This is a genomic window from Pararhizobium sp. IMCC21322, from assembly GCF_030758295.1.
In the GTDB taxonomy this organism is placed as follows: domain Bacteria; phylum Pseudomonadota; class Alphaproteobacteria; order Rhizobiales.
Genome location: NZ_CP132335.1, coordinates 422429 through 443685 on the forward strand (window position 1 = coordinate 422429; position 21257 = coordinate 443685).

The 21257-nt window shown below is 53.0% G+C and carries 27 protein-coding genes; 24 read left to right on the plus strand and 3 right to left on the minus strand.

The window, feature by feature from the left end; translation table 11 throughout:
* Positions 1 to 140: 140 nt before the first annotated feature.
* From RAL91_RS02155 to RAL91_RS02190, 8 genes are all read left to right on the plus strand, one after another.
* Positions 141 to 500, plus strand: a complete 360-nt coding sequence (locus RAL91_RS02155; protein WP_306259335.1) for a hypothetical protein — start codon at positions 141 to 143, stop codon at positions 498 to 500.
* 183 nt (positions 501 to 683) lie between these two features.
* Positions 684 to 3035 (plus strand): copper-translocating P-type ATPase, encoded by a 2352-nt coding sequence (locus RAL91_RS02160; RefSeq protein ID WP_371932473.1) that lies wholly within the window; start codon positions 684 to 686, stop codon positions 3033 to 3035.
* Positions 3036 to 3051: 16 nt separating this feature from the next.
* Positions 3052 to 3354, plus strand: a complete 303-nt coding sequence (locus tag RAL91_RS02165; RefSeq protein ID WP_306259336.1) for a DUF2933 domain-containing protein — start codon at positions 3052 to 3054, stop codon at positions 3352 to 3354.
* On the plus strand, positions 3351 to 4025 hold the full coding sequence (locus RAL91_RS02170; RefSeq protein WP_306259337.1) for an isoprenylcysteine carboxylmethyltransferase family protein: 675 nt from the start codon (positions 3351 to 3353) through the stop codon (positions 4023 to 4025). Before RAL91_RS02165 ends, RAL91_RS02170 begins: the two co-directional genes overlap by 4 nt.
* A 162-nt stretch (positions 4026 to 4187) precedes the next feature.
* Entirely contained in the window at positions 4188 to 5504 is a 1317-nt protein-coding gene (locus RAL91_RS02175) for an APC family permease (protein ID WP_306259338.1), read from the plus strand.
* Positions 5505 to 5669: 165 nt separating this feature from the next.
* Entirely contained in the window at positions 5670 to 6392 is a 723-nt protein-coding gene (locus tag RAL91_RS02180) for an EAL domain-containing protein (RefSeq protein ID WP_306259339.1), read from the plus strand.
* Positions 6393 to 6815: 423 nt separating this feature from the next.
* Positions 6816 to 6986, plus strand: coding sequence for a CbtB domain-containing protein (locus tag RAL91_RS02185; RefSeq protein WP_306259340.1), 171 nt, complete (start codon positions 6816 to 6818; stop codon positions 6984 to 6986).
* Between the two features lie 2 nt (positions 6987 to 6988).
* On the plus strand, positions 6989 to 7672 hold the full coding sequence (locus RAL91_RS02190) for a CbtA family protein (RefSeq protein ID WP_306259341.1): 684 nt from the start codon (positions 6989 to 6991) through the stop codon (positions 7670 to 7672).
* A gap of 193 nt (positions 7673 to 7865) precedes the next feature.
* On the opposite strand, the gene RAL91_RS02195 is transcribed toward RAL91_RS02190, so the two are convergent.
* Together RAL91_RS02195 and RAL91_RS02200 are read right to left on the minus strand one after the other, a co-directional pair.
* Positions 7866 to 8609, minus strand: coding sequence for a glutaredoxin (locus RAL91_RS02195; RefSeq protein WP_306259342.1), 744 nt, complete (start codon positions 8607 to 8609; stop codon positions 7866 to 7868).
* Positions 8610 to 8611: 2 nt separating this feature from the next.
* Positions 8612 to 9088: a DUF305 domain-containing protein gene (locus RAL91_RS02200; RefSeq protein WP_306259343.1), complete on the minus strand. Its 477-nt coding sequence runs from the start codon at positions 9086 to 9088 to the stop codon at positions 8612 to 8614.
* Positions 9089 to 9581: 493 nt separating this feature from the next.
* Between RAL91_RS02200 and RAL91_RS02205 the strand changes: the two genes are divergently transcribed.
* From RAL91_RS02205 to RAL91_RS02270, 15 genes are all read left to right on the plus strand, one after another.
* Positions 9582 to 9785, plus strand: coding sequence for a hypothetical protein (locus RAL91_RS02205; protein ID WP_306259344.1), 204 nt, complete (start codon positions 9582 to 9584; stop codon positions 9783 to 9785).
* Positions 9763 to 10158 carry a Cu(I)-responsive transcriptional regulator gene (gene cueR, locus RAL91_RS02210; protein ID WP_306259345.1) on the plus strand — a complete coding sequence of 132 codons (396 nt, stop codon included), beginning with the start codon at positions 9763 to 9765 and terminating at the stop codon, positions 10156 to 10158. The genes RAL91_RS02205 and cueR overlap by 23 nt, the downstream gene beginning before the upstream one ends.
* Complete coding sequence (locus RAL91_RS02215) at positions 10155 to 10595, plus strand: c-type cytochrome (RefSeq protein ID WP_371932474.1); 441 nt, start codon at positions 10155 to 10157, stop codon at positions 10593 to 10595. The genes cueR and RAL91_RS02215 overlap by 4 nt, the downstream gene beginning before the upstream one ends.
* A gap of 30 nt (positions 10596 to 10625) precedes the next feature.
* Positions 10626 to 10985 (plus strand): copper resistance protein CopC, encoded by a 360-nt coding sequence (locus RAL91_RS02220; RefSeq protein WP_306259346.1) that lies wholly within the window; start codon positions 10626 to 10628, stop codon positions 10983 to 10985.
* Positions 10986 to 10991: 6 nt separating this feature from the next.
* Positions 10992 to 11903, plus strand: a complete 912-nt coding sequence (locus RAL91_RS02225) for a copper resistance D family protein (protein WP_306259347.1) — start codon at positions 10992 to 10994, stop codon at positions 11901 to 11903.
* Between the two features lie 439 nt (positions 11904 to 12342).
* On the plus strand, positions 12343 to 12762 hold the full coding sequence (locus RAL91_RS02230; RefSeq protein WP_306259348.1) for a hypothetical protein: 420 nt from the start codon (positions 12343 to 12345) through the stop codon (positions 12760 to 12762).
* A gap of 63 nt (positions 12763 to 12825) precedes the next feature.
* Positions 12826 to 13380: a L,D-transpeptidase gene (locus RAL91_RS02235; protein ID WP_306259349.1), complete on the plus strand. Its 555-nt coding sequence runs from the start codon at positions 12826 to 12828 to the stop codon at positions 13378 to 13380.
* Positions 13377 to 13685, plus strand: a complete 309-nt coding sequence (locus RAL91_RS02240; RefSeq protein ID WP_306259350.1) for a DUF2933 domain-containing protein — start codon at positions 13377 to 13379, stop codon at positions 13683 to 13685. Before RAL91_RS02235 ends, RAL91_RS02240 begins: the two co-directional genes overlap by 4 nt.
* Positions 13686 to 13837: 152 nt before the next feature.
* Positions 13838 to 14170 carry a DUF411 domain-containing protein gene (locus RAL91_RS02245; RefSeq protein ID WP_306259351.1) on the plus strand — a complete coding sequence of 111 codons (333 nt, stop codon included), beginning with the start codon at positions 13838 to 13840 and terminating at the stop codon, positions 14168 to 14170.
* Positions 14167 to 14856 (plus strand): L,D-transpeptidase, encoded by a 690-nt coding sequence (locus tag RAL91_RS02250; RefSeq protein WP_306259352.1) that lies wholly within the window; start codon positions 14167 to 14169, stop codon positions 14854 to 14856. Before RAL91_RS02245 ends, RAL91_RS02250 begins: the two co-directional genes overlap by 4 nt.
* A 45-nt stretch (positions 14857 to 14901) precedes the next feature.
* Entirely contained in the window at positions 14902 to 15360 is a 459-nt protein-coding gene (locus RAL91_RS02255) for a cytochrome c (protein ID WP_306259353.1), read from the plus strand.
* Positions 15361 to 15362: 2 nt separating this feature from the next.
* The gene (locus RAL91_RS24990) at positions 15363 to 15902 is read left to right on the plus strand and encodes a disulfide bond formation protein B (protein WP_371932475.1); all 540 of its coding nucleotides are present in this window, start codon (positions 15363 to 15365) and stop codon (positions 15900 to 15902) included.
* 7 nt (positions 15903 to 15909) lie between these two features.
* A complete protein-coding gene (locus RAL91_RS02260; protein WP_306259354.1) occupies positions 15910 to 16686 on the plus strand; it encodes a DsbA family protein in 777 nt (258 codons plus the stop codon).
* A gap of 148 nt (positions 16687 to 16834) precedes the next feature.
* Entirely contained in the window at positions 16835 to 17503 is a 669-nt protein-coding gene (locus RAL91_RS02265) for a TVP38/TMEM64 family protein (protein ID WP_306259355.1), read from the plus strand.
* Between the two features lie 105 nt (positions 17504 to 17608).
* Positions 17609 to 19096 (plus strand): multicopper oxidase domain-containing protein, encoded by a 1488-nt coding sequence (locus RAL91_RS02270; RefSeq protein ID WP_306259356.1) that lies wholly within the window; start codon positions 17609 to 17611, stop codon positions 19094 to 19096.
* 202 nt (positions 19097 to 19298) lie between these two features.
* Here the strand turns inward: RAL91_RS02270 and RAL91_RS02275 are convergent, their stop codons facing one another.
* On the minus strand, positions 19299 to 20192 hold the full coding sequence (locus RAL91_RS02275) for a LysR family transcriptional regulator (protein WP_306259357.1): 894 nt from the start codon (positions 20190 to 20192) through the stop codon (positions 19299 to 19301).
* Positions 20193 to 20335: 143 nt separating this feature from the next.
* On the opposite strand from RAL91_RS02275, the gene RAL91_RS02280 reads away from it, so the two are divergent.
* Complete coding sequence (locus RAL91_RS02280; protein WP_306259358.1) at positions 20336 to 21232, plus strand: sulfotransferase domain-containing protein; 897 nt, start codon at positions 20336 to 20338, stop codon at positions 21230 to 21232.
* Positions 21233 to 21257: the final 25 nt, after the last annotated feature.

Below are 21257 nucleotides of genomic sequence, written 5' to 3' on the forward strand. Positions count from 1 at the left end.
GGGCCTGGCAAGGGACCGGCATCATCTGACGGTGTTGGCGGTTCTGACGGTTTTGGCGGTCATTGCCGGTCCTGGGCGATCTTTGACGCAATATCGGACACCCAATTCAAGAAAGTGAGAGAGATATCGTGGTACCCTTCATGTATTTTACAGCCGTCGCGGCGGTCCTTTTCCTTGCCTTGCGCGTTAGCTGTGGCGCGCGCGTGATGGGTCTGGGTAGAAGCGGAACCCCGGGCGCAGCACATATGCCTGTCATTCCGCTGGGCTGGGCGCTGAGCCTGTTTCTGATGCTGACCTTTTTGGTGTGCGTTGCCTTTGATTTGATCTTCCCTGGCTATGCGATGTACGAATCCTGGGCAGGCTTGTTGCCCGGCTTTGTCTGGCTGACGCCTCTGGGATTCGCGATAGGCCTCATCGAAAGCTTTCTCTACGGCTGGTACGTTGCGTTGACTTTCGGCAGTCTGTTCAACGCCATCGCCGCCCGGACCGCCGTCGCCTGATCCGCTCAGCTCACGCCTTGCGGCCGGTGTCAGGTTTGCAGGCATCTGCCACCGGACGATCGGTTTTGGCCGGCATGTGCCGGGTCATCACGGTCGAAATTGTAATGCCATTTGCCAGATAGCTTGACCTTCCAGTTACTGGAAGGGGTAAAAATTATCCATGCTGCCATGAAGGACGCCCCAATGTCAGACCACTCTCATCACTCATCCGCCACATCAGACACCACAATCTTTGTTTGCCCGATGCACTCGGAGGTGCGGCAGGAAGGGCCCGGTAATTGTCCGAAATGTGGAATGCATCTGCTTCCCGAAAGCGAAGTTGATGATCACGCCGGACATGACCATCACATGCATGACCATCATAGTTCCGGTGCAGATCCCGCGAGCGACTTTGACACCGTGCCCGCAGGGCATGACGGTGTGGTTTACACTTGCCCGATGCACCCCACCGTGCGCCAGACCCATGCTGGCTCCTGTCCAATTTGCGGCATGGGGCTAGAACTGGAATCTGCGGCAATGGCGGGAGACGAACCGAACCCCGAACTTGCAGATTTCACACTGCGATTTTGGGTTGGTGCTGTCCTGACCCTCCCTCTGCTAATCCTGACGATGGGGCCCTATCTCGGTCTTCCCATACGCGAAGTCTTTGGTGAGCGTGCCACGCTCTGGATCGAACTGGTGCTCGGCACACCGGTGGTCCTTTGGTGCGGCTGGCCATTCCTTGAGCGCGGCTGGAATTCGTTCAGGACGATGAATCTCAACATGTTCTCGCTGATCGCCATGGGCGTGATGGCGGCTTGGCTGTTCAGTATTGTGGCAGTGCTGGTGCCGGACATTTTCCCCAGCGGCTTTCGAACGGCGGAAGGTCATGTTGGCGTTTACTTCGAGGCGGCGGCAGTTATCGTCACACTTGTGCTGTTGGGCCAGGTGATGGAATTGCGTGCGCGAGAGGGGACCGGCAAGGCAATCCGCGCTCTTTTAGACATGGCGGCCAAGACCGCGCGTGTCATCCGCAAGGATGGCAGCGAAGAGGAAATTCCGCTTGAGGAAGTGCAGGTCGGTGATCGTCTGCGGGTGCGTCCTGGCGACAAGGTGCCGGTCGATGGTGTTGTTGTGGAAGGCCATTCGTCCATCGATGAAAGCATGATTTCAGGCGAACCCCTGCCCGTCGAGAAGGTCGCTGGCGATGCCGTGACCGGGGCAACGATCAATGGCACTGGCAGCTTCGTGATTGAGGCAACGCGGGTCGGTGCGGATACAATGCTGGCGCAGATCGTGGAAATGGTTTCCAAAGCGCAGCGCAGTCGTGCGCCGATCCAGAAATACGCTGATCGGGTCGCTGGCTACTTTGTGCCTGCGGTGATTGTCATTGCAGCACTGGCCTTCATTAGTTGGGCCCTTTTGGGGCCGGCTCCTGCGCTCAGTTACGCTCTGATTGCTGCGGTAGCGGTGCTGATTATTGCGTGTCCCTGCGCGCTGGGCCTTGCCACGCCAATGTCAATCATGACTGCGACAGGACGCGGCGCACAGGCAGGTGTTCTGATCAAGAATGCCGAGGCTTTGGAGCGGTTTGAGAAGGTCGATACGCTGATCGTCGATAAGACCGGTACGCTTACAGAAGGCAAGCCAAAGCTGGTCGCTGTTCTACCCGAACCCGGTCATGACGAGACCGAGGTGTTGCGTCTTGCCGCCTCGCTGGAACGGGGCTCGGAACATCCGTTGGCCGAAGCCATTGTGCGCGGCGCTGAAGAGCGTGGCGTGAACATGGCCGACGCGTCCGACTTCCAGGCGGTTACCGGAAAAGGGGTTCAAGGCACCGTTGACGGCAAAGCCGTAGCGCTTGGCAATCTGGCGATGATTACGGATCTTGGCCTGGAGGGCGGTGCGCTGACCGATAAGGCCAATGGGCACAGAGATGAGGGTGAAACGGTCATGTTCGTCGTTCTTGAAGGCGCCGTAGCAGGTCTGGTCAGTGTGGCAGACCCGGTTAAGGAAACAACGCCTGAGGCGCTCAAGGCGCTGCATGGGCTGGGCTTCCACATTATCATGGCCACCGGCGACAATGAGCGAACGGCAAAGGCCATTGGCGCGCGACTGGGGATCGACGAGATTCGCGCCGACGTGATGCCGGAGGACAAAGCCCGCATCATTCGCGAATTGCAGGATATGGGTCGCAAGGTGGCCATGGCGGGCGACGGTGTGAATGATGCGCCTGCATTGGCGCAGGCCGATGTCGGTATTGCCATGGGCACCGGTGCAGATGTGGCGATTGAAAGCGCTGGCATCACACTGGTCAAGGGCAATCTCGATGGCATCGTCCGCGCCCGGCGTCTGGCACGCGCCACCATGCGCAATATTCGACAGAATCTGTTCTTCGCGCTGATCTACAACGCCTCCGGAGTGCCCGTTGCAGCCGGTTTGTTGTATCCGCTTTTTGGAATCCTGATCAGTCCGATGTTTGCCGCTTTCGCGATGAGCGCCTCGTCCATCTCGGTGGTGCTGAATGCGCTGCGGCTGCGGCGGGCCAAGGTATGAGGAAAGGATAACCAGCATGACAAATCCTCCTGCACAGGATGATCGGCACGGGCAAGACGCGCCGACGCAAGTACCGTCCTTTTGGCGATCACGGGTTGGCATTTACTTGATCGGCGCGCTCGTGATTGGTGGCGTGATGCTGATCTACGAACATCGCATCCATATTCTGGGCAGCGCATGGCTGCTCTGGCTTCCGCTCCTTCTGTGCGTTGGCATGCATTTCTTCATGCATGGCGGCCATGGCGGCCATGGCGGCCATGGCGGTCATGGCGGTCATGGAGGGCGCGGCGGGCATGGGCCGGACGTCGACAAATCATGACCGATGCTGGTTCTGCCTACGGGCTTTGGACGCTGGTCGTGATCAATTCGGCGGTGTTCATTATTTTCGCTTTCAGTTTCTTCAAGCCGCAGACCCGGCGCGACTGGCGCAGTTTTGGCGCATTCAGTGCCTTTATCGTCGCGCTTTTTGCAGAAATGTATGGCTTCCCTTTGACTATTTTCTTCCTCTCGGGCTGGCTGCAATCGACCTGGCCGGACATTGATTGGTTCGCTCACGACAGTGGCCATCTGCCCGAGATGATGTTCGGCTGGAGCGAAAGCCCGCATTTCGGACCATTCCACCTGCTGAGCTTTGCCCTGATCGGTGGCGGATTCTGGCTGATGTCAGTGGCATGGCACCATCTTTGGGCAGCACAACGGCAGGGGCGGCTGGCTGATACCGGCCCATATGCGCGTGTCCGCCATCCGCAATACATTGGCTTCGTGCTGATCATGGCGGGTTTTCTCGTGCAGTGGCCAACTTTGCTGACGCTCGCCATGTTCCCGGTTCTGATCTGGATGTACGCGCGTCTGGCGCGCAGTGAAGAGGCAGACAGCCGTGCCCGTTTTGGCGAGGATTATAATCGTTACGTAGCAAAGGTTCCGGCGTTTGTGCCGCACCTGAAAGCTGCCCGGCACGATGATGGCCGCAGTCAGGGCTCCGATGCCTGAACGCTTCCACGAAGCTAAGCGGCTTTTCCTGGTCAGCGGACCGGATGTCGGCGGGCCGCTGACTGATGATCTTTTGGCTGATGCGGATGGACAGGAACCTTGTCCTGTTCACGCGAATTGGCAAAATAAATACGGCCCAGGGCAGGCATAGGAGACAGCACAATGCAGCACGATCATTCAAGTAGCGAATACAAGGAAGGCTCCATCACACTGGGTGGAGCCGTCGCCATGGGGACCGGCGTGATGATCGGTGCGGGAATCTTCGCTTTGACCGGCCAGATCGCACAGCTTGCCGGGCCGCTGTTCCCGCTGGCGTTTATCGCAGGTGCTGTCGTGACCAGCTTCAGCGCCTATAGCTATATCAAGATGTCGAACGCCTGGCCCTCGGCTGGCGGAATCGGGATGATCTTGCAAAAGTGTTACGGGCCTGGCGCGGTTGCCGCTGGCGCTGCCTTGCTGATGGCGCTCAGCATGGTCATTGCAGAAAGTCTTGTGGCGCGGACCTTTGCCACATATGTACTGCGGCCATTTGATATTACGGGCGGGCCACTCGTTCCGGTTCTTGCGGTCGCAGTTATCGTCTTTGCCTTCATCGTGAACATTGCCGGCAATCGATCCGTCGGGCTCTTTTCGCTGGTGATGGCGGCGATCAAGATCGGTGGCATTGCGTTATTCGGTATTGCGGCACTCTGGTCGAGTGGCTTTCAGTTTGCTGCTGCCTCGGAGTCTGGACAAACGACGAGTTCAGTCGGATTCATAGCATCCGTGGCGCTGGCAATCCTGGCTTTTAAAGGCTTCACCACGATCACCAATAGTGGATCTGAGGTCACTGATCCGCATCAAAATGTGGGCCGGGCAATCACGATTTCAATCGTGCTATGCGTTGTCATATATCTGCTCGTTGCCTTTGGCGTGGGGGCCAGCCTGACGATTGATGAGATCGTTGCCGCACGGGATTACTCACTGGCCGAAGCCGCCGAACCGGCACTTGGGCGGGTCGGCTTTTACCTCACCGTGCTTCTCGCTGCCGTTGCCACAGCGTCGGGCGTGCTGGCCAGCGTCTTTGCGGTGTCACGAATGCTGGCGATGCTGACGGATATGAAAATGATTCCGCACAGCCATTTCGGCATGTCGGGACCCATTCAGCGCCATACACTTGTGTACACGGTTGTTATTGCTTCGATACTGGCGGTGTTTTTTGACCTTGGCCGGATTGCATCACTGGGGGCGTTTTTCTATCTCATCATGGACATGATCATCCATTGGGGTGTCTTCCGTTACAAACGGCACGAAATCGGCGCGGCAGCACCGGTCATTTTGATGGCATTGGCGTTCGATGCGGTCGTGCTGGTGGCGTTCACAGCCATGAAACTGGAAAGCGATCCTTCCATTGTGCTTTATGCGGGCATCGCCATTGCGGCAGTCTTTGCCTTCGAACGGTTTTATCTTTCCGGTTGGATTGCTCCGCAACGCGGGTAGAACAGGTAAAAACACAGTCTGCGCGCGGTCCATATCGGCCCGAGCGCTTTATCCTACCTTAAGAGGTTGCTTCTATGTTTTTAGCATGAGTTACCCAAAGGTATTGTGATGAAAAGCCGAGTAAAATGCCAAGCCTGTCGTGACGGCATAGGCTTTGAGGTCCCAATGACCATGGCTTTTCAGCCGATAGTTAACTGTAATACGGCCTCAATCTTTGCCTATGAGGCACTGCTGCGCGGGACTGATGGTGCGGGCGCAGGCGCTATCCTGTCTCAAGTCACAAATGACAATCGGTATGCATTTGACCAGAGTTGCAGAGTGACGGCAATCGAACTGGCTGCCGAGCTCGGTATGGCGCAGGACGGTGCATTTCTTTCGATTAATTTTCTGCCAAATGCAGTCTATGAACCAAAGGCGTGCATCAGACTGACGCTGGAGACCGCCATGCGGACGGGATTTCCGGTTGACCGCATCCTGTTTGAATTTACGGAAGTTGAACGTCTCGACACAGCGCATGTGCTGAATATCCTGCGGACCTACCGAAGTCTTGGCTTTAAAACTGCTATTGATGACTTTGGCGCAGGGTTTGCGGGATTGGACCTGCTTTCAAAGTTTCAGCCCGACGTCGTCAAACTGGACATGGGACTGGTCCGGGCTATCGACCAATCGCGCGTCAAGCGCATCATGGTTAAGAACATATTAAACATGGTTCAGGATCTTGGCATTGTATTGGTCTGCGAAGGTGTGGAAACACAAGCGGAATTTGAGGTCCTGAGTGATTTCGGTGTCGAGCTGATGCAAGGGTACTTCTTCGCCGAACCTGAAATCAAATCACTTCCCAAACCTGTTTGGCCCAATCTGCACATGAAGCAGGCCGCGGCATCATGAGGATCCTATTGGCCGAACAAGGTCAGCCGTCGCTGTGAATTGGACCCAATGCTGGATTGTCCGCTTGGTGGCGGTGTGAGCGCACACGCTACAGAAGAGATAATTGATCCACGAGTTGACACCGCGACTGTTTGCCAAAATCCTTTGACTTGAGCGGCAATAAGCTGCTGTCAAACTTTGAGTTTGATAGTTAGCAGCCCCAATCCAAACCATACTTGGTTTGCAGATTCTGACAGTCGCACATTGCGCTTGCAAAGACCGGATGAAAACCACATAAAGTCAGCTCTTACCGTTATTATCGCCGCCTGAACACTTGAACACCTGGACAGTGCAGTGTGGTAAAAAACGATCCGCATGCCGGTAAATCTAACAAGCTGTTGCTTAAGCCAATTATTGAGTGTGACAGTAAAAGGAACCGAAACAATGACTGCCGTAAATGCTTCCAGTGTAACTTCCAGTTCCCGTCTATTGCCGATTTTTGCATCAGCACTTATCGGTGTTTTGATGATTTTCACTGTGGGGCACCTGCAGGCAAATGTCCTGCACAATGCGGCGCATGATACCCGCCATGCTACCGGTTTTCCCTGTCACTAACTGTGTTTAGACGTATTGCAATCAGCGCATTGTTTGCAGGCGGTGCTGCCGGTGCAATTGCCGGTGCGCTACAACTCGTCTTTGTGCAACCGATACTGCTTCATGCTGAACTGTATGAAAGTGGCCAACTTGTGCATTTTGGCGGATCTGCCGTCAGTGCAGCCCAGGATGTGCTCGGCATGGACATCATGCGGGACGGCTTGAGTATCATATTCTCGATGGCGATTTACATCGGATATGCTTTTTTGCTGGCAGCGGCAATTGCACTGGCCCAAGAGCAGGGCCACAGCGTCTCGGTGCGTCAAGGCCTCTTATGGGGACTGTCAGGGTTTGTTGCGACGCAACTCGCGCCGGGTTTTTCACTGGCTCCCGAGGTTCCAGGTGTTGCTGCTGCCGAAATAGTTGATCGACAAATATGGTGGTTCTTGACCGTAGCAACGGCCGCTGTTGCCATGTGGTTAATCGGACTCAGTAAATCCTGGCGCATGTGGAGCCTGGCAATTTTTTTACTTGCTGCACCGCACTTGATTGGCGCGCCGCAACCGGAAAGTTTTGCAGGGCCTGTGCCGCCGGAATTGGGGTCGCTGTTTGTGGTGCGAGCTTTGGGCGTTGGACTGGTTGCCTGGGTATTGACCGGTTTATTTGTCTCCTATTTCATGAAGCATGAACACGCAGGAGCGACTTGAGCCAAAGCAGCGGGCCGATTAACGGTAACCCCTGCTTTAGCAAAAGCCTCAGGCCAAAACTGTTATTCCCGTGAAACACGCCCAATATCCAGCAAAGCATGGCCGCAGCAAATGCGTCATCCATCATGCGAATATGTTTCAGTGCGGTGCAGACCAATTTATCGGCCATGTCTGCGCGTAAAGCGACTGCGTATTACAAAAGAAAAGCCTTTGTTCCCATCCAAAGTCCCATGACAATCATCATCAAATTCTCTGTCAGTGACACAAAGCCAAGCGGCACATTCGACTCGCCGCCAACACACGCGCATTTCAACTCACGCTTGTCGATATAAACAGCCTTGAAGACAGAGATGGCACCGATCGTTCCTATGAACAGAGCTACAGGGACTGATAGGAAGGGAAGGATGCCGCCAACCATAAGAATACCGGCTAGCGCTTCTCCAAACGGGTAGATTTTTCCATAAGGCACCCATTTGCGCGCGAGCAGGTCGTAGTTCAGAAACATGGTCGAAAAACTCTCCACATCCTGCAATTTCTGGACAGCGAGAAAACACATGGAAATGGCAATGAACCATTCAAGGACCCGAATATGCAGCACGGTACCCAGACTGCCGACAGCCAGAGCCAATGCCATCAGGGCCGCCACCGAAAAAATCGCGATTATCGGCCGATAGGTCGTCTCACCCTCCTCGCGAACGTCCTGCCCAAAATGCTTTTTTAATGCATCATGCCCGCCAATCCGCTGGCCATCAATGAAGGTTTGCGGCGTAGTGTCCACACCGTGTTCTTTTTTAAACGCATCGGTTTCCTCGCGAGAGGACAGGTGATTGTCATCCACCGCAAAGCCCTGCCTTTCAAGCAGGTCTTTGGATTTCAAACCATAAGGACAGACATGATCCTCCATCACCATGCGGTAGAGTTGAGCCGTTTGTGTCATGATTATTTCCCGTCTATTTCGGGTGTTGCTGTCGGGCCACCATTCAGGTCAGCGATAAGCGCCTTCATTTCCGCGATCTCCAACTCCTGCGCCTTGATGATCTCATCGGCCAATTGGCGCACACGAGGATCTGAAATATTGGCCCGGCTGCTGGTCAGGATTGCAATTGAGTGATGCGGAATCATTGCTTTCATCCACGAGACGTCTTCGACCGTGTCCTGGCTGCGAACCAGATAAAGGGACCCTGCGAACACAAGCGCGGCTGCCACGAAAATACCGATATTAAGCGTTGTGTTAGTGTACATGCCGAGCATGAAAGCGAGCATGACGATCGCCATAACTGCACCCATATACAAGGCCATGTAGGTGCGTGTTTCACTGAAGAATACATGATCCCAAGCATAGGAATTCAGGTACATAAGACCCAGCATGAGGATGGTTGATGTTGCGATCATGGCAAAGAATCTTGAATAGGCCATAGATTATCTCCTTTATATGTCTCTGGTCGTTAACGACCTTCCAGCGCTGGAGGGTTCCCAAGAAATCAAATTTTTTTTGCGTGCCCCCTTAGATCGGAAGTTTTGGAGACATTTTCACACGCAAGGAATCAGCCAGTGGATAGGGCAGGTCGCAGCCCGTGCATCGCAGAAGAACATGGTTTTGCGGTATCGTTAATTCTGGCGGCAGCGCTGATACTCAACATGACACGTAGCTGAATTTGCAAAGCCGGTGAGTATCATAACGCAGCAAGGCTATGAACAATGGAGCGGTGAAAATCCCATATGGGACATCAATGCCAGGTTTTGTGATCCTGAACTGGATCAACCGCATTTTACAGAACCGTCGTCGGTATCAAATAAACCCTGTTTTACCGACCGGCTGCCTTAATTTAGACACGCTGATCGCGGTCGTAAAGATTACTTATTCTTAATAGAAACAACGGGTTGACCTTACCGCTGGGGGAAGCCCTAAATGACTTTTATGAACCGCAATAAATCACATCACACCCCACCGTCCAGTAAGAAGCACGACCAATCCAGTGACAGGAAGGACGACGCAGATTTCGCGTTCCTTGCTGCAAAAATTGGATTTGACGAGCGCGAGATTGCTGAAATGGAAAAGCTCTACCAATCCCAGTTAGAGGAGGCCAAGCATGAACATCGGTCAAGCATCTGATACGACCGGCCTGCGGGCCAAAACCATCCGCTACTATGAGGAAATCAAGCTGGTAAAGCCGGTGCGGGCCGCCAATGGATACCGTGACTACGCAGATGAAGATATTCATCGGCTGGCTTTCGTACAGCGCGCACGCAGTCTTGGCTTTACAATTGTGGAGTGCCGTCTGCTGCTGTCGCTTTATGAAGACACAGACCGGGCCAGCGCCGATGTAAAGGCTTTGGCGCTCGACAAGATCAATGAAATAGATCGCAAACTCACCGAGCTGAATTCGCTGAGATCAATACTCAAAAACCTGGCCAATCATTGTCACGGTGATGGCCGTCCTGATTGTCCGATCATTGATGATTTTGCTGGAATCGCAACCAAATGAACCCAAAATATTTTGTAATCGGCTTTTTTGGCCTCGGCATTGTCGTGGCGATCAGTAAAGCCTTCATGCCTGCAGCTCAGGATCCGCATTCGGTTCAACGCACGTCCGGGGAGCAAGGCGCACCTTTGGTAGCAGTAAAATTACCGAAGCTTTCATCCGCTGCTGAAGTCGGAAAAAACGTATTTGAGGCGAATTGCGCAGCTTGCCACGGGGTAAACGCCGCCGGGCAGGATGGTGTTGCGCCGCCATTGGTGCACAAAATTTACGAGCCGAACCACCACGCGGATATTTCCTTTGCACTGGCAGCAAAGAATGGTGTCCGCGCGCATCATTGGCGCTTCGGCAATATGCCACAAATCAAAGGCGTGGACGACGAAGAGGTCGCGCAGATTGTAACATATGTGCGTGAACTACAACGCGCAAACGGAATTCAATAAACATCGGCGGAAGCTAAATTGGAGACTAAAATGAAACTGAAATCAATCATCTTGCCTGGCTTGGCTATTCTGTTTTCTTCATCAGCGGTGCTTGCCCATTCACCCATGAAATCGACATCGCCAGCGAATCAGGCGATGTTGGATGCAGTACCCGAAACTCTGTATTTGAAGTTTGCAAAACCTTCCCGGGTTTTGAAGGTAGTGATGACGCATTCCGCTGACGATGCGTTGCATGAAGAGCGGCTGAAACTGCCAACGAAAAAAGCTGTCGAAGACATGCAACTGACCCCCGAATTTAAAGGTTCGGGCGAGTACAAGGTTGAATGGCGTGCGCTCGGCGAAGACGGACATGTGATCAAAGGTGACTTCACCTTCGATGTCGTAGGATAAGCTTGAGTGGAAAATGTCGTCTCCTCGTGGAGCACAATAGCCGCAACGGTTTTGACGCCGTGGGCTATGGTCGCAAGCCTCTCAAAGTTTCTGATTTACATTACAAGCTTAATGGCTATCGGGCTGCTTCTTTTTCGGATGGCGTTGCCCCGCGCTGGCGATGAGATATCAAATACTCTGAGACCCCTGGCCCTGGCTGCTGTCATCCTGGCGGCCCTGGCTACGGTCTCCCGTGTCCTCGTGCAGGCCGGGCGTTTGATGGACGATGGCATCGCCGGCATGCTTGATCCTGAAATCATCGCAATCAGTCTGGAAGGGCCTTTGGGCCAATCGACCTATGTACGTCTTGGCGGCCTTTTACTGCTTCTGATCGCTGTTCTGGCGCGTCCTGTGCGCGCGCCGGCGACGCTTTTCGGCGTCATCATGGTTGCGGGTTCCTTCGCTTTAACCGGACATGCGACGCGTGAGCCGCAATGGCTTCTTGGCGGTCTCATTACATTTCATCTACTGGCTGTAAGCTATTGGTTCGGCGCATTACCGCCTCTTTATTTGTTGGCGCATCCGACGAAAGATGCGGCCCATGCAGCTGAAGTCGCTGACAAGTTTGGCAAGCAGGCAACCATTATTGTTCCCATGCTTATTGTGGCGGGGGTCACGTTCTCATGGTATATTCTGGGGGGTCTGGAAAAACTGTTTGGCACAAATTATGGGATAGTTCTTCTGGTCAAGCTGGGCATCGTGTCGATTGTTTTGCTGTTCGCTGCGCTGAACAAACTGAAATTCGTTCCTGATCTCGCGCAATCAGCGCCTGGCGCTGCCCTTCGTTTTCGGCGTTCATTGCGATGGGAAGGGCTTGTTTTCATGTTGGTTTTTGCCATCACCGCCATCCTCACAACCTCATTCACAGTTCCCGCATAAGGTGACGATTTATGATTTCTCGCCGTAACATTTTGATCGGAATTGCGGGCACTGCAACCTCCACATAATCGCCCGGGCGGAGCGGAGTCCGGTTTTTGGACCAATAATGGCCCTGCGGCTGGCCCTGCGGTTGGCCCGGCGACTGGAATGAAAACCTGATTGAACGGAAGTTGATGCGGCAGGCCGTGATTTTTAAAACCTTCTTAAGTCTTGAACTGCAAGATGGCGTCTTCGGCACAGTTGCTCTGATTACGGCCATATTTGTCGCACAGACACCGCACATCAAGCTCCGATGCCCGCAGAATAATAGATGAGCTGGATGGTGGGTTATTTGGCCCACCATTCTGCGAACCAGATAAATATCTTGATCAAGTTAGTTTGATTAAGCAAATGCCTTACGGCTATGGAAAAGCCTTGGAGAAAAGTGTAATATATTTCTATGCGTAGTTTTGTTGCTGCATTGATGGTGTTGGCTTTGACTATGGCTTCATTGCCGTGGGAGGAGACCCGTGCCGACCATTCCGGGATGACATATGTAGCTGCTGCTGTCAGTGACAACGCCGCTGAAGACATTGCCGCTGAAGACATTGCCGCGAAAGACATTGCCGCGAAAGACATTGCCGCGAGAGACATGGCTGCAAAAGAAAATGCCGCCGAAGACAAATTTGCCGGTTGTTGCGATATGCCGGCGAGTTCCGTGTATCATGGTAATATTCATTGCTCCATCGACTGTTCTGCATTAACTTTTTCGTCAGGCATTCTGCCTGCTGCGCACATCGTTAGGTTTCCCAGCGCCATACACGATCACCGCATAGTTGAAACCGCTTCAACCCCTTTTAGACCCCCGATTTTTAGCTAATCAAATATAGCTGACGCCTGAAATGGCGTCTGATCCGATTAGTATAAAATTATAGGGTATATCATGCTTACAAAGCGCAGTTTTGTGCTTGGCCTCGGGGCCATGGCATTTGCGCCTGCCGCACCGGCGATGGCGCATAACAAGTTTAAGCTACTTGAAAAATATCAACCGCAAACAGTTGGCTTTTCCGGCTATCCGCCGGGAACCATTATTGTCGATCCGCGTGCTTATTTTTTGTATCTGCAACTGGGTGACGACAAGGCTCGCAGATATGGTGTCGGTGTTGGTAAAGCAGGCCTGGCTTTTCGTGGAACCGCAACCATTGGCAGAAAAGCTAAATGGCCAAGCTGGACTCCGACATCCAACATGATCCGTCGAGAGCCAAGAAAATACGCAAAATTCGCTGGAGGTGTTCCCGGTGGGCCAGGAAATCCGCTGGGCGCTCGTGCGCTTTACCTCTATCGCGAGAATAGAGACACCATGTACCGGATTCACGGGACAACGGAACCCGCCTCGATTGGAATGTCCGTTTCAAATGGATGCATTCGCATGATCAATCAGCATGTTGAAGATCTTTATGAACGCGTACCGGTCGGCGCAAAGGTGGTGGTGCTATGATCGAGAAAACCCAGGAAGATCTAACGCTGACCAACCATACCAGCGGTGTTCCCGCGATCAGGAAACCCGTAAAGGCACAAGAAGAAAAGAAACGAACGGTCATGAATATGTTCATGATGGCTTGTTGCGTACCAATGGTTATTGGCGGCGCGCTGATCTTCTTTGCCTTTCCTGCTGATCAGTCATTTGGCGCACGATTGCTTGCCTTGGCTCCCATTGCCGGTTGCCTGGGCATGCATTTGGTCATGCATAAATTCATGGGCAAGGCATGCCATGAAAAATCTCCTAGAAAGGAAGCGCAGTGAATTTCTCAAAAATTTGTGTATCGGTTGGCTTTGGGGTTCTCTTTGCTTTATCGGCAGGCTCGATCTCCCATGCATCTGCAGGTCACGATGATAAGACAATCGTTGTTTTCAAGACACCATGGTGTGGTTGTTGCCAAGTCTGGGCAAAAGCCATGGAAAAAGCAGGGTATGTCGTCGAAATCAACGATCTCGACGATCTGTCCGGCATAAAAAAACAGGCCGGTGTCAGCAAGGATCTGGAAGCTTGCCACACGGCAGTCATTGGCGGAGACCGTACCTATGTGCTGGAAGGGCACATTCCGCTGGCGGCGGTTGAAAAACTCAGATCCGAACAACCAGCCATCAAAGGTATTTCAACTCCGGGAATGCCCATGGGTTCTTTGGGAATGGGCTTTGATGCGCAAGCCAAGTACAAGGTCTATGCCTATACCAACCAGTCAACTGATAAGCCGACGGTATTTTATGAGACTGGTGGTGGTAAATGACCGGTGTAAAAAAGCGCATTAGCAGGCGGATGTTTGTATCAGGGTCAGCAAGTCTTTTGGGGCTTGCTGTGAGCGGTTGCACGACAAGCAATGTGCGTGTGGCAAATCCTGTCTCACCGCGAAAGATGGCAATTCCCCAGAGTTATGTTGCTGCCTACGGCCCGATGCCGCAAGAGCGGTTTCCTGTTCCTGCTGTGGATTTGAACAAGGTTCCGGAAAAGTTCTGGCGGCGCCAGGTGGCTTTTGAAACGACGTATCCGGTTGGGACGATTATTGTCAATACCAACACTTTTTTCCTGCACCTCGTGCAAGAACAGGGCACGGCGATGCGATATGGCGTCGGGCTTGGTCGTGCCGGTTTTGCATGGTCGGGCGAAGGGCGGATTGCCTGGAAACAGGAATGGCCTAAATGGACGCCTCCGGCGGAGATGATCGCTCGTGAACCCGAGCTGGAAAAATGGAGCGCTGCCAATGGCGGCATGCCACCTGGCCTTAGTAATCCGCTCGGCGCACGCGCTCTTTATATATTCCAGGGAAATGTAGACACGCTTTACCGGATCCACGGTACGGCGGAATTCTGGTCCATTGGAAAAGCGGTATCAAGCGGCTGCGTGCGATTGATGAACCAGGATGTTATCGACCTGTATGATCGCGTGCCGGAACGTTCGACGCTGATCGTGATCTGATGGCGGTTTCAATTGATTAGCAAACAGACCCGCCTGGCAGTATTTATGCTCATTTGCGCAGCTCTTGGCGTCACCGCTGCCGGTCTTTGGCTGCTTCCCGGCGAAGCAGAGCGGGCCGGTTTATTTCTACCTGAAAATGCCGAGTACGTTTTGATGGGCAAACAGATTTATCGGGGAAGTTGTGCGTCGTGTCATGGCGTAAATCTGGAGGGACAGGTGCCAGACTGGCAAACCCCTGGAGCTGATGGAAAGTTGCCCGCACCACCTCATGATGAAACCGGCCACACATGGCATCATGCAGACCGGGTTTTGTTCGACATCACAAAACTGGGTGTCGCCAAAGCGGCCAATCTGAAAAACTATGAATCCGGCATGCCAGCATATGAAGGCGTGCTGTCTGACGATGAGATCGTGGCGGTTCTCTCTTACATCAAAAGTTCATGGCCCGAGGAAATTCGAAACCGCCATGATGAATTGAACAAGCAATTTCAAGAAAGGGACTGATTATGATCGCCAGCTTTCAATTGGTCGCGCGAAAGAACCCCGCTTTCGTTACATTTTTCCTGGGTATATCTGCACTGGCGGTTGTCGGGTCCGCCTGGTTGTTTCAATTGGCAGGTTACCTGCCATGCCAATTGTGCCTATGGCAACGAATACCATATTACATCGCGGGTCCAATTTTGTTGGGAGCAGCATTAATTGCGATTTTCGGCTTTTGGAGCACAAGTGCGCTGAGAGTTGTTCTGCTTTTCGTCGGTCTGATTTTCATTGCAAGCACTTTCCTGGCGGCCTTTCATTCAGGTGTTGAATGGGGGTTCTGGCCCGGACCCACCAGTTGCGGCGCTGGAGGCGACTTTTCGACCATAAATGCCAGTGACCTGTTGGACGTATTATCCACAACACGGCCCGCATCATGCAACGAGGCGGCGGGCCGCTTCCTCGGGCTGTCATTTGCCGGATGGAACACAATAGCCAGCATTGCTCTGTCGGCAGCCAGCTTTGTGTCCGCCGCGGCAATTTCAAACCACCCCAATAACACGAAATGAGATGACAATGACTTCAGGACGTAAAATGTTGCCATTCACCAAAGCGTTGTTTTGCATTCTGCGTGCGTCTTTCGTAGTGCTGCTGCTGGCATTTGTGCACGCTCCCGCAAGCGCAGATACAAACCTGACTGAAGATCAGATCAAAGAGCTTGCGCTTGAGGCGATTCTGGAAAACCCTGAAATCATCCAACAGGCTTTTGAGCGTTTGGAACAAATTGAGCAACGGCGTCAACAAGCGCAGATGGCAACCGTCCTGTCTGGCCGGCGCGAGTTGTTGGAGCGGGATGCAAATGCACCGGTTTTGGGCAACCCGGACGGCGATGTTACAATCGTCGAGTTCTTCGACTATAATTGCCCCTACTGCAGACGGGTAAAACCTGAAATGTCAGCGCTTCTGGAGCAGGATCAGAATGTGCGCCTGGTTTATCGTGAATGGCCAATTCTGGGAGCAGGATCAGTCTTTGCTGCACGCGCTGCGTTAGCCTCTCGCAACCAGGGTAAATATGAAGAATTTCATTGGGCCCTGATGTCGCTTCAAAGCCGGGCAAGGGAGCCCACAGTTCTCAAAGTAGCAGCAGACATTGGTTTGGATATTGAGCTATTACAGCGGGATATGAACGCTCCGGAAATCGAAAGTCATATCGCGCTCTCGATGGAACTCGCTGACGGACTAAATATTACCGGGACGCCAACGTTTGTGATTGGCAGATCAATTGTACCGGGTTTGGTACAGGTGGATCGTCTGGTTGAGCTGGTTGATCAAGCGCGGCTTGAAAACAAGTAGGAATGTTTTTCAACGCTTTGAAAACACGGTCACAAGGTTTGGCAAGTTCACAAGGTTTGGCAGGCAGCGCAAAACATCCTGATCGGCAGCCACCGGGGAAAGTCACAAAGATTCCGCGCCCTTGTAGGGCCGAAAATTGGATAAATTGATGTCGAGGGGATTAATACTGAAAGCAGCATTAGCGGTGATCGCAATTGCGGTCCTGGCATATCTTTGGCAGAGCGGATTTATAAAGGCCTTTGTCGAAAACCTGGATTCAGCACAGATCTCCATCTGGGTAGACACTGCGGGACCTTGGGGCCCGCTGATGATAATCGGTTTGATGATGGCAGCCGTTGTTGCCAGCCCGATACCGAGCGCACCAATTGCAATTGCTGCAGGGGCAGCCTACGGCCACAATCTGGGAACTGTTTACGTCATCATTGGTGCGTTTATGGGGGCGATGATTGCGTTTTATCTCTCAAGGTGGCTTGGTCGAAATGCCATTCAAAAGTGGCTCGGTGAAAAAGCCGACAGAGGCCTGCTTGGCTCACAAAATGCACTGACCGCGACTGTATTTTTTAGTCGCCTTTTGCCATTCGTTTCGTTTGATATGATTAGCTATGCTGCCGGATTGAGTAAAATCAAAGCCTGGCGGTTTGCTTTGGCCACATTTGTCGGCGTGATGCCAACAGCCTTTTTGATGGCCCATCTTGGAGAGATGGCAATTGATGGAAGCACCGATATCGCCGTTTGGTTTTCAATAATATTGGGCATCGTGGTGGCGATACCCTTGTTGGCACTCATTTACCAAAAGATGCAAAAACCGTCAGCTTGAAAGACCCGTCTGCTGACTCAAACCGGGTTGGCACAAGCCCACTGTATTGATTTTCTATCAGGTGGAACTCGGGGACTGTGAAGAGATAGATTTAGGATATTGATCATGAACCGTCGTAATTTTCTACTCGGTACCGGAGCGCTCGTTGCTGCAGGTGGCGCATTTGCCTGGGCAACAAGTCCCAATGATTTTGGTGTCGATACAAGTCAAAGAGTGGCGCTCAAAATGCCGCCGCTCCTGGATACGCGTGAGAGCAGGAAGCTTGAACTGACGGCACAGGAGGGAGAGACGTCCTTTTTTGAAAATGCTGCGTCGAAAACCATCGGGTTTAACCAGAACTATCTCGGGCCAACCATAAAGGTGAAGAATGGCCCGCTAGGTGCCAAAGTAAGCAATCAACTCCAGACACCGGTAACAGTTCACTGGCATGGGCTCTTGGTGCCCGGTGAACATGATGGGGGACCGCACCTTCCCATAGCATTTGGCAACAACTGGCAGCCTGATATGCAAATCCAGCAAAGCCCGGCAACAGCTTTCTACCACACCCACATACATGGGCGCACAGCGTCAGACGTCTATGCAGGTCTGGCCGGTATCATTCATGTTGATGATGGCCGCGATGATGACCGCGGAATTCCCAATTCCTATGGTGTCGATGACCTGACATTGCTCATCCAGGATCGCAGGTTCACAGACAGCGGACACCTGAGCTACAATTTGTCAATGATGGATGCCATGCACGGTTTTACTGCCGACACGGTATTGGTAAATGGCCAGGCAAATACGCGTGCTGTGGTGCCAAAAGGAATTGTACGGCTGAGACTGATCAACGGCTCCAACGCTCGTATTTACACCTTTTCCGCCGATGACAACCGCCCGCTTCATCTGATCGCGACTGATGGCGGTTTTCTCCAGGAGCCAAAGCCGATTCAAGAACTGCGCCTTTCTCCCGGAGAACGCGCGGAATTGCTCGTAGACTTCGGCAATGGTGAGTCCATGACGATGCTGTCATCCGGTGATCCGAACAGCGGTCCGGGAGGTATGATGGGCCGGGTACGCGGAATGCTCGATCTTGTTGTTAGTCGCTCCTTCGTTGTTCTGCCATTTGTTGTCGATGATAGAATGCCCACCAGATTCAATGCTTTGCCCGACAGGCTGAATGGCGATGAACCGGATCTCGAAGGCGAAGAAATTGTAGCAACCAGACAGATATCGCTTGATATGAACACCGGATCCAGTGGGATGATGGGAGGCGGTATGATGAGCAATATGGGTATCAACGGCCGAAGCTTTGACATGTCGCGAATGGACCTTGGCGTGGGATTGGGAACGGTTGAAAAATGGGTCGTTTCAACATCAATGCTTGCCCATCCTTTTCACGTTCACGGCGTTGCGTTTCAGGTGCTCAATGAAAACAGCGGTGAACCGAAACCGGAAAGTATCGGCTGGAAGGATACGGTCGTCGTCGACGGTGTGACGGAGTTGCTTGTGAAGTTTAATATGCCAGCTAGCCGAGACAACCCATTCATGTATCACTGCCATATTCTCGAACACGAAGATCGTGGCATGATGGGTCAGTTCACAGTGGCTTAGTGGCGTTGAGATCAGTAAGGCATATTTCGGAATGGTCGATCTGCAAGATTCAGATTTTCAATTTCAAATAAGGGCCTTTGGTGGTCGCGCACGGCGCTGCATTTTCAGCCGCTGAAGGTCGGCTTGGCGAGATAAGGCATACGCGTCTGTCAGCGGATTTCACTGCCATCAGGATGCCGGTCTTTGCAGTCTGGGCGTCTCCTCAAAACTTCGCCTCGCCTCCATCCCGTGGGAAATTCTCACCAAGGAACTTCATGAATTTTCGCACGCGCGGTTCTTGATAGGACTCTCTTGACGCAACAAGCCAGAGCCCGCTGGTCAGGTCTTCCGTTGTGAAGCACATGACAAGGTCGGGAAGCTGGTCGCCTTCCACACATGGGAGCACACCGATGGCCTCTTCGGTCCGCAATGAAGCCGACATGGTAATGATGGAATCCACCGTGCTGACGACCTTTGTTCTGTCGACATATTGATCCAGCCACTTCAGGAGTTTTACACCTTTAATCATCGCCTCGGGGTAGCTCAGAACCGGATGGTGGATCAGTTCATCTATCGACCGTGGCATCCCGTTCGCCGCAAGATAGGTTTTGCTGCAATAGATTCCCCACCTGACGGATGGCAGCTTTTTGACGATCAGAGTATCGCCCTCAATCCTGTCGGCGGCGCGAATTGCAATATCTGCTTCGCCATTTTCCAACGACACATAATGTTCTGCCGAATTTGTCTCAAAATGGATATCCGGACTGTGTTTTCGAAATTCCGATATCAATGGAAGCACCCAGTGGGCCATGCTGGAATGTGCAGCAGTAACCCGGATTTTCCCATCTACCGTGCGCGCCAAATGGCTTGCCCGGGCTAAGACATTTTCAGCAGCTTCCCCCATATTCGCTGCAACTTCCATCAATGCGCTGCCTTGAGACGTCAGCGAATATCCGCGTGTGTCACGTTCAAACAGCGTCAGCCCCAAGGCGGTTTCCAGCGCATGCATGCGTCTGCCAACGGTCGTCTGGTTGATGTTCAATTTTCGTGAAGCCGCCAGTGTCGATCCTTCGCGCGCGACAGCAAGAAAAATGCGTATGTCGTTCCAGTCAAGCATGGCCCCTCACTCCAGACCCCTCACTCCAGGCCACAGACTCCAGTCTGCACGGATGCCTAGCTGTTATGCAAGAGCGTGGATACCCAACGTGCCTTGCCGGGATCATGCTGAATGTGCAGCCCAATCAAGCAAGGAGACAGCAAATGACCGCGATACCAGCCAAAACCCGAGAAATGCACAATCATCACATGGACAGCACGGTGTGGAACGATATCGACTTTCGTGACGATGACATTGTAATCGCGACTTATGCCAAATCGGGCACATCCTGGATGCAACAGATTGTCAGCCAGCTGATTTTTCAGGGGCAGGAAGGATTGCCAGTCGCTGAAATGTCGCCCTGGGTTGATCTTCGTGTGCCGCCGAAAGAAGTCAAGCTTCCAGCAATTGCTGGCCAGGAGCATCGTCGATTCATGAAAACGCATCTGCCAGTCGATGCTCTGGTTTTCTCCGATAAAGCCAAATATCTGTATGTCGGGCGAGACGCCCGGGATGTCATGTGGTCATTGCACAATCACCACGCCAATGCGAACGACATGTGGTACCAGGCATTGAATGAAACGCCTGGGCGCGTTGGCCCGGAGATTGGCAAGCCGCCCGAAAGTAGGGCTGAGTATTTCACCTACTGGCTGGACAATGACGGTGCACCGTTCTGGCCCTATTGGGAAAATGTACGCAGCTGGTGGGAAATCCGCGATCTTGCCAACGTCAAACTGCTTCACTTTGCCGATCTCAAGCGTGATCTGCCTGGCCAACTTCGTGACATTGCCGCGTTTCTGGATATCGACATCGCTCCGGACACGATGGACGATATCCTGCATCACTGTTCCTTTCACTACATGAAGGAACATGCGCCTGAGTCAGTTCCTCTGGGCGGCGCGTTTTGGGATGGTGGTGCGAAGACCTTCATTCACAAAGGCACCAACGGGCGTTGGCGCGACGAACTGGAAGCTGAGGTGAGTGAGCGGTATTTATCTCGTGCCGAGCAGGAACTGGGTCCGGACTGCGCCAGGTGGCTGGCTCAGGGATCACTTGGCTGAGCCAATACCAGATGAGGGGCGCAAC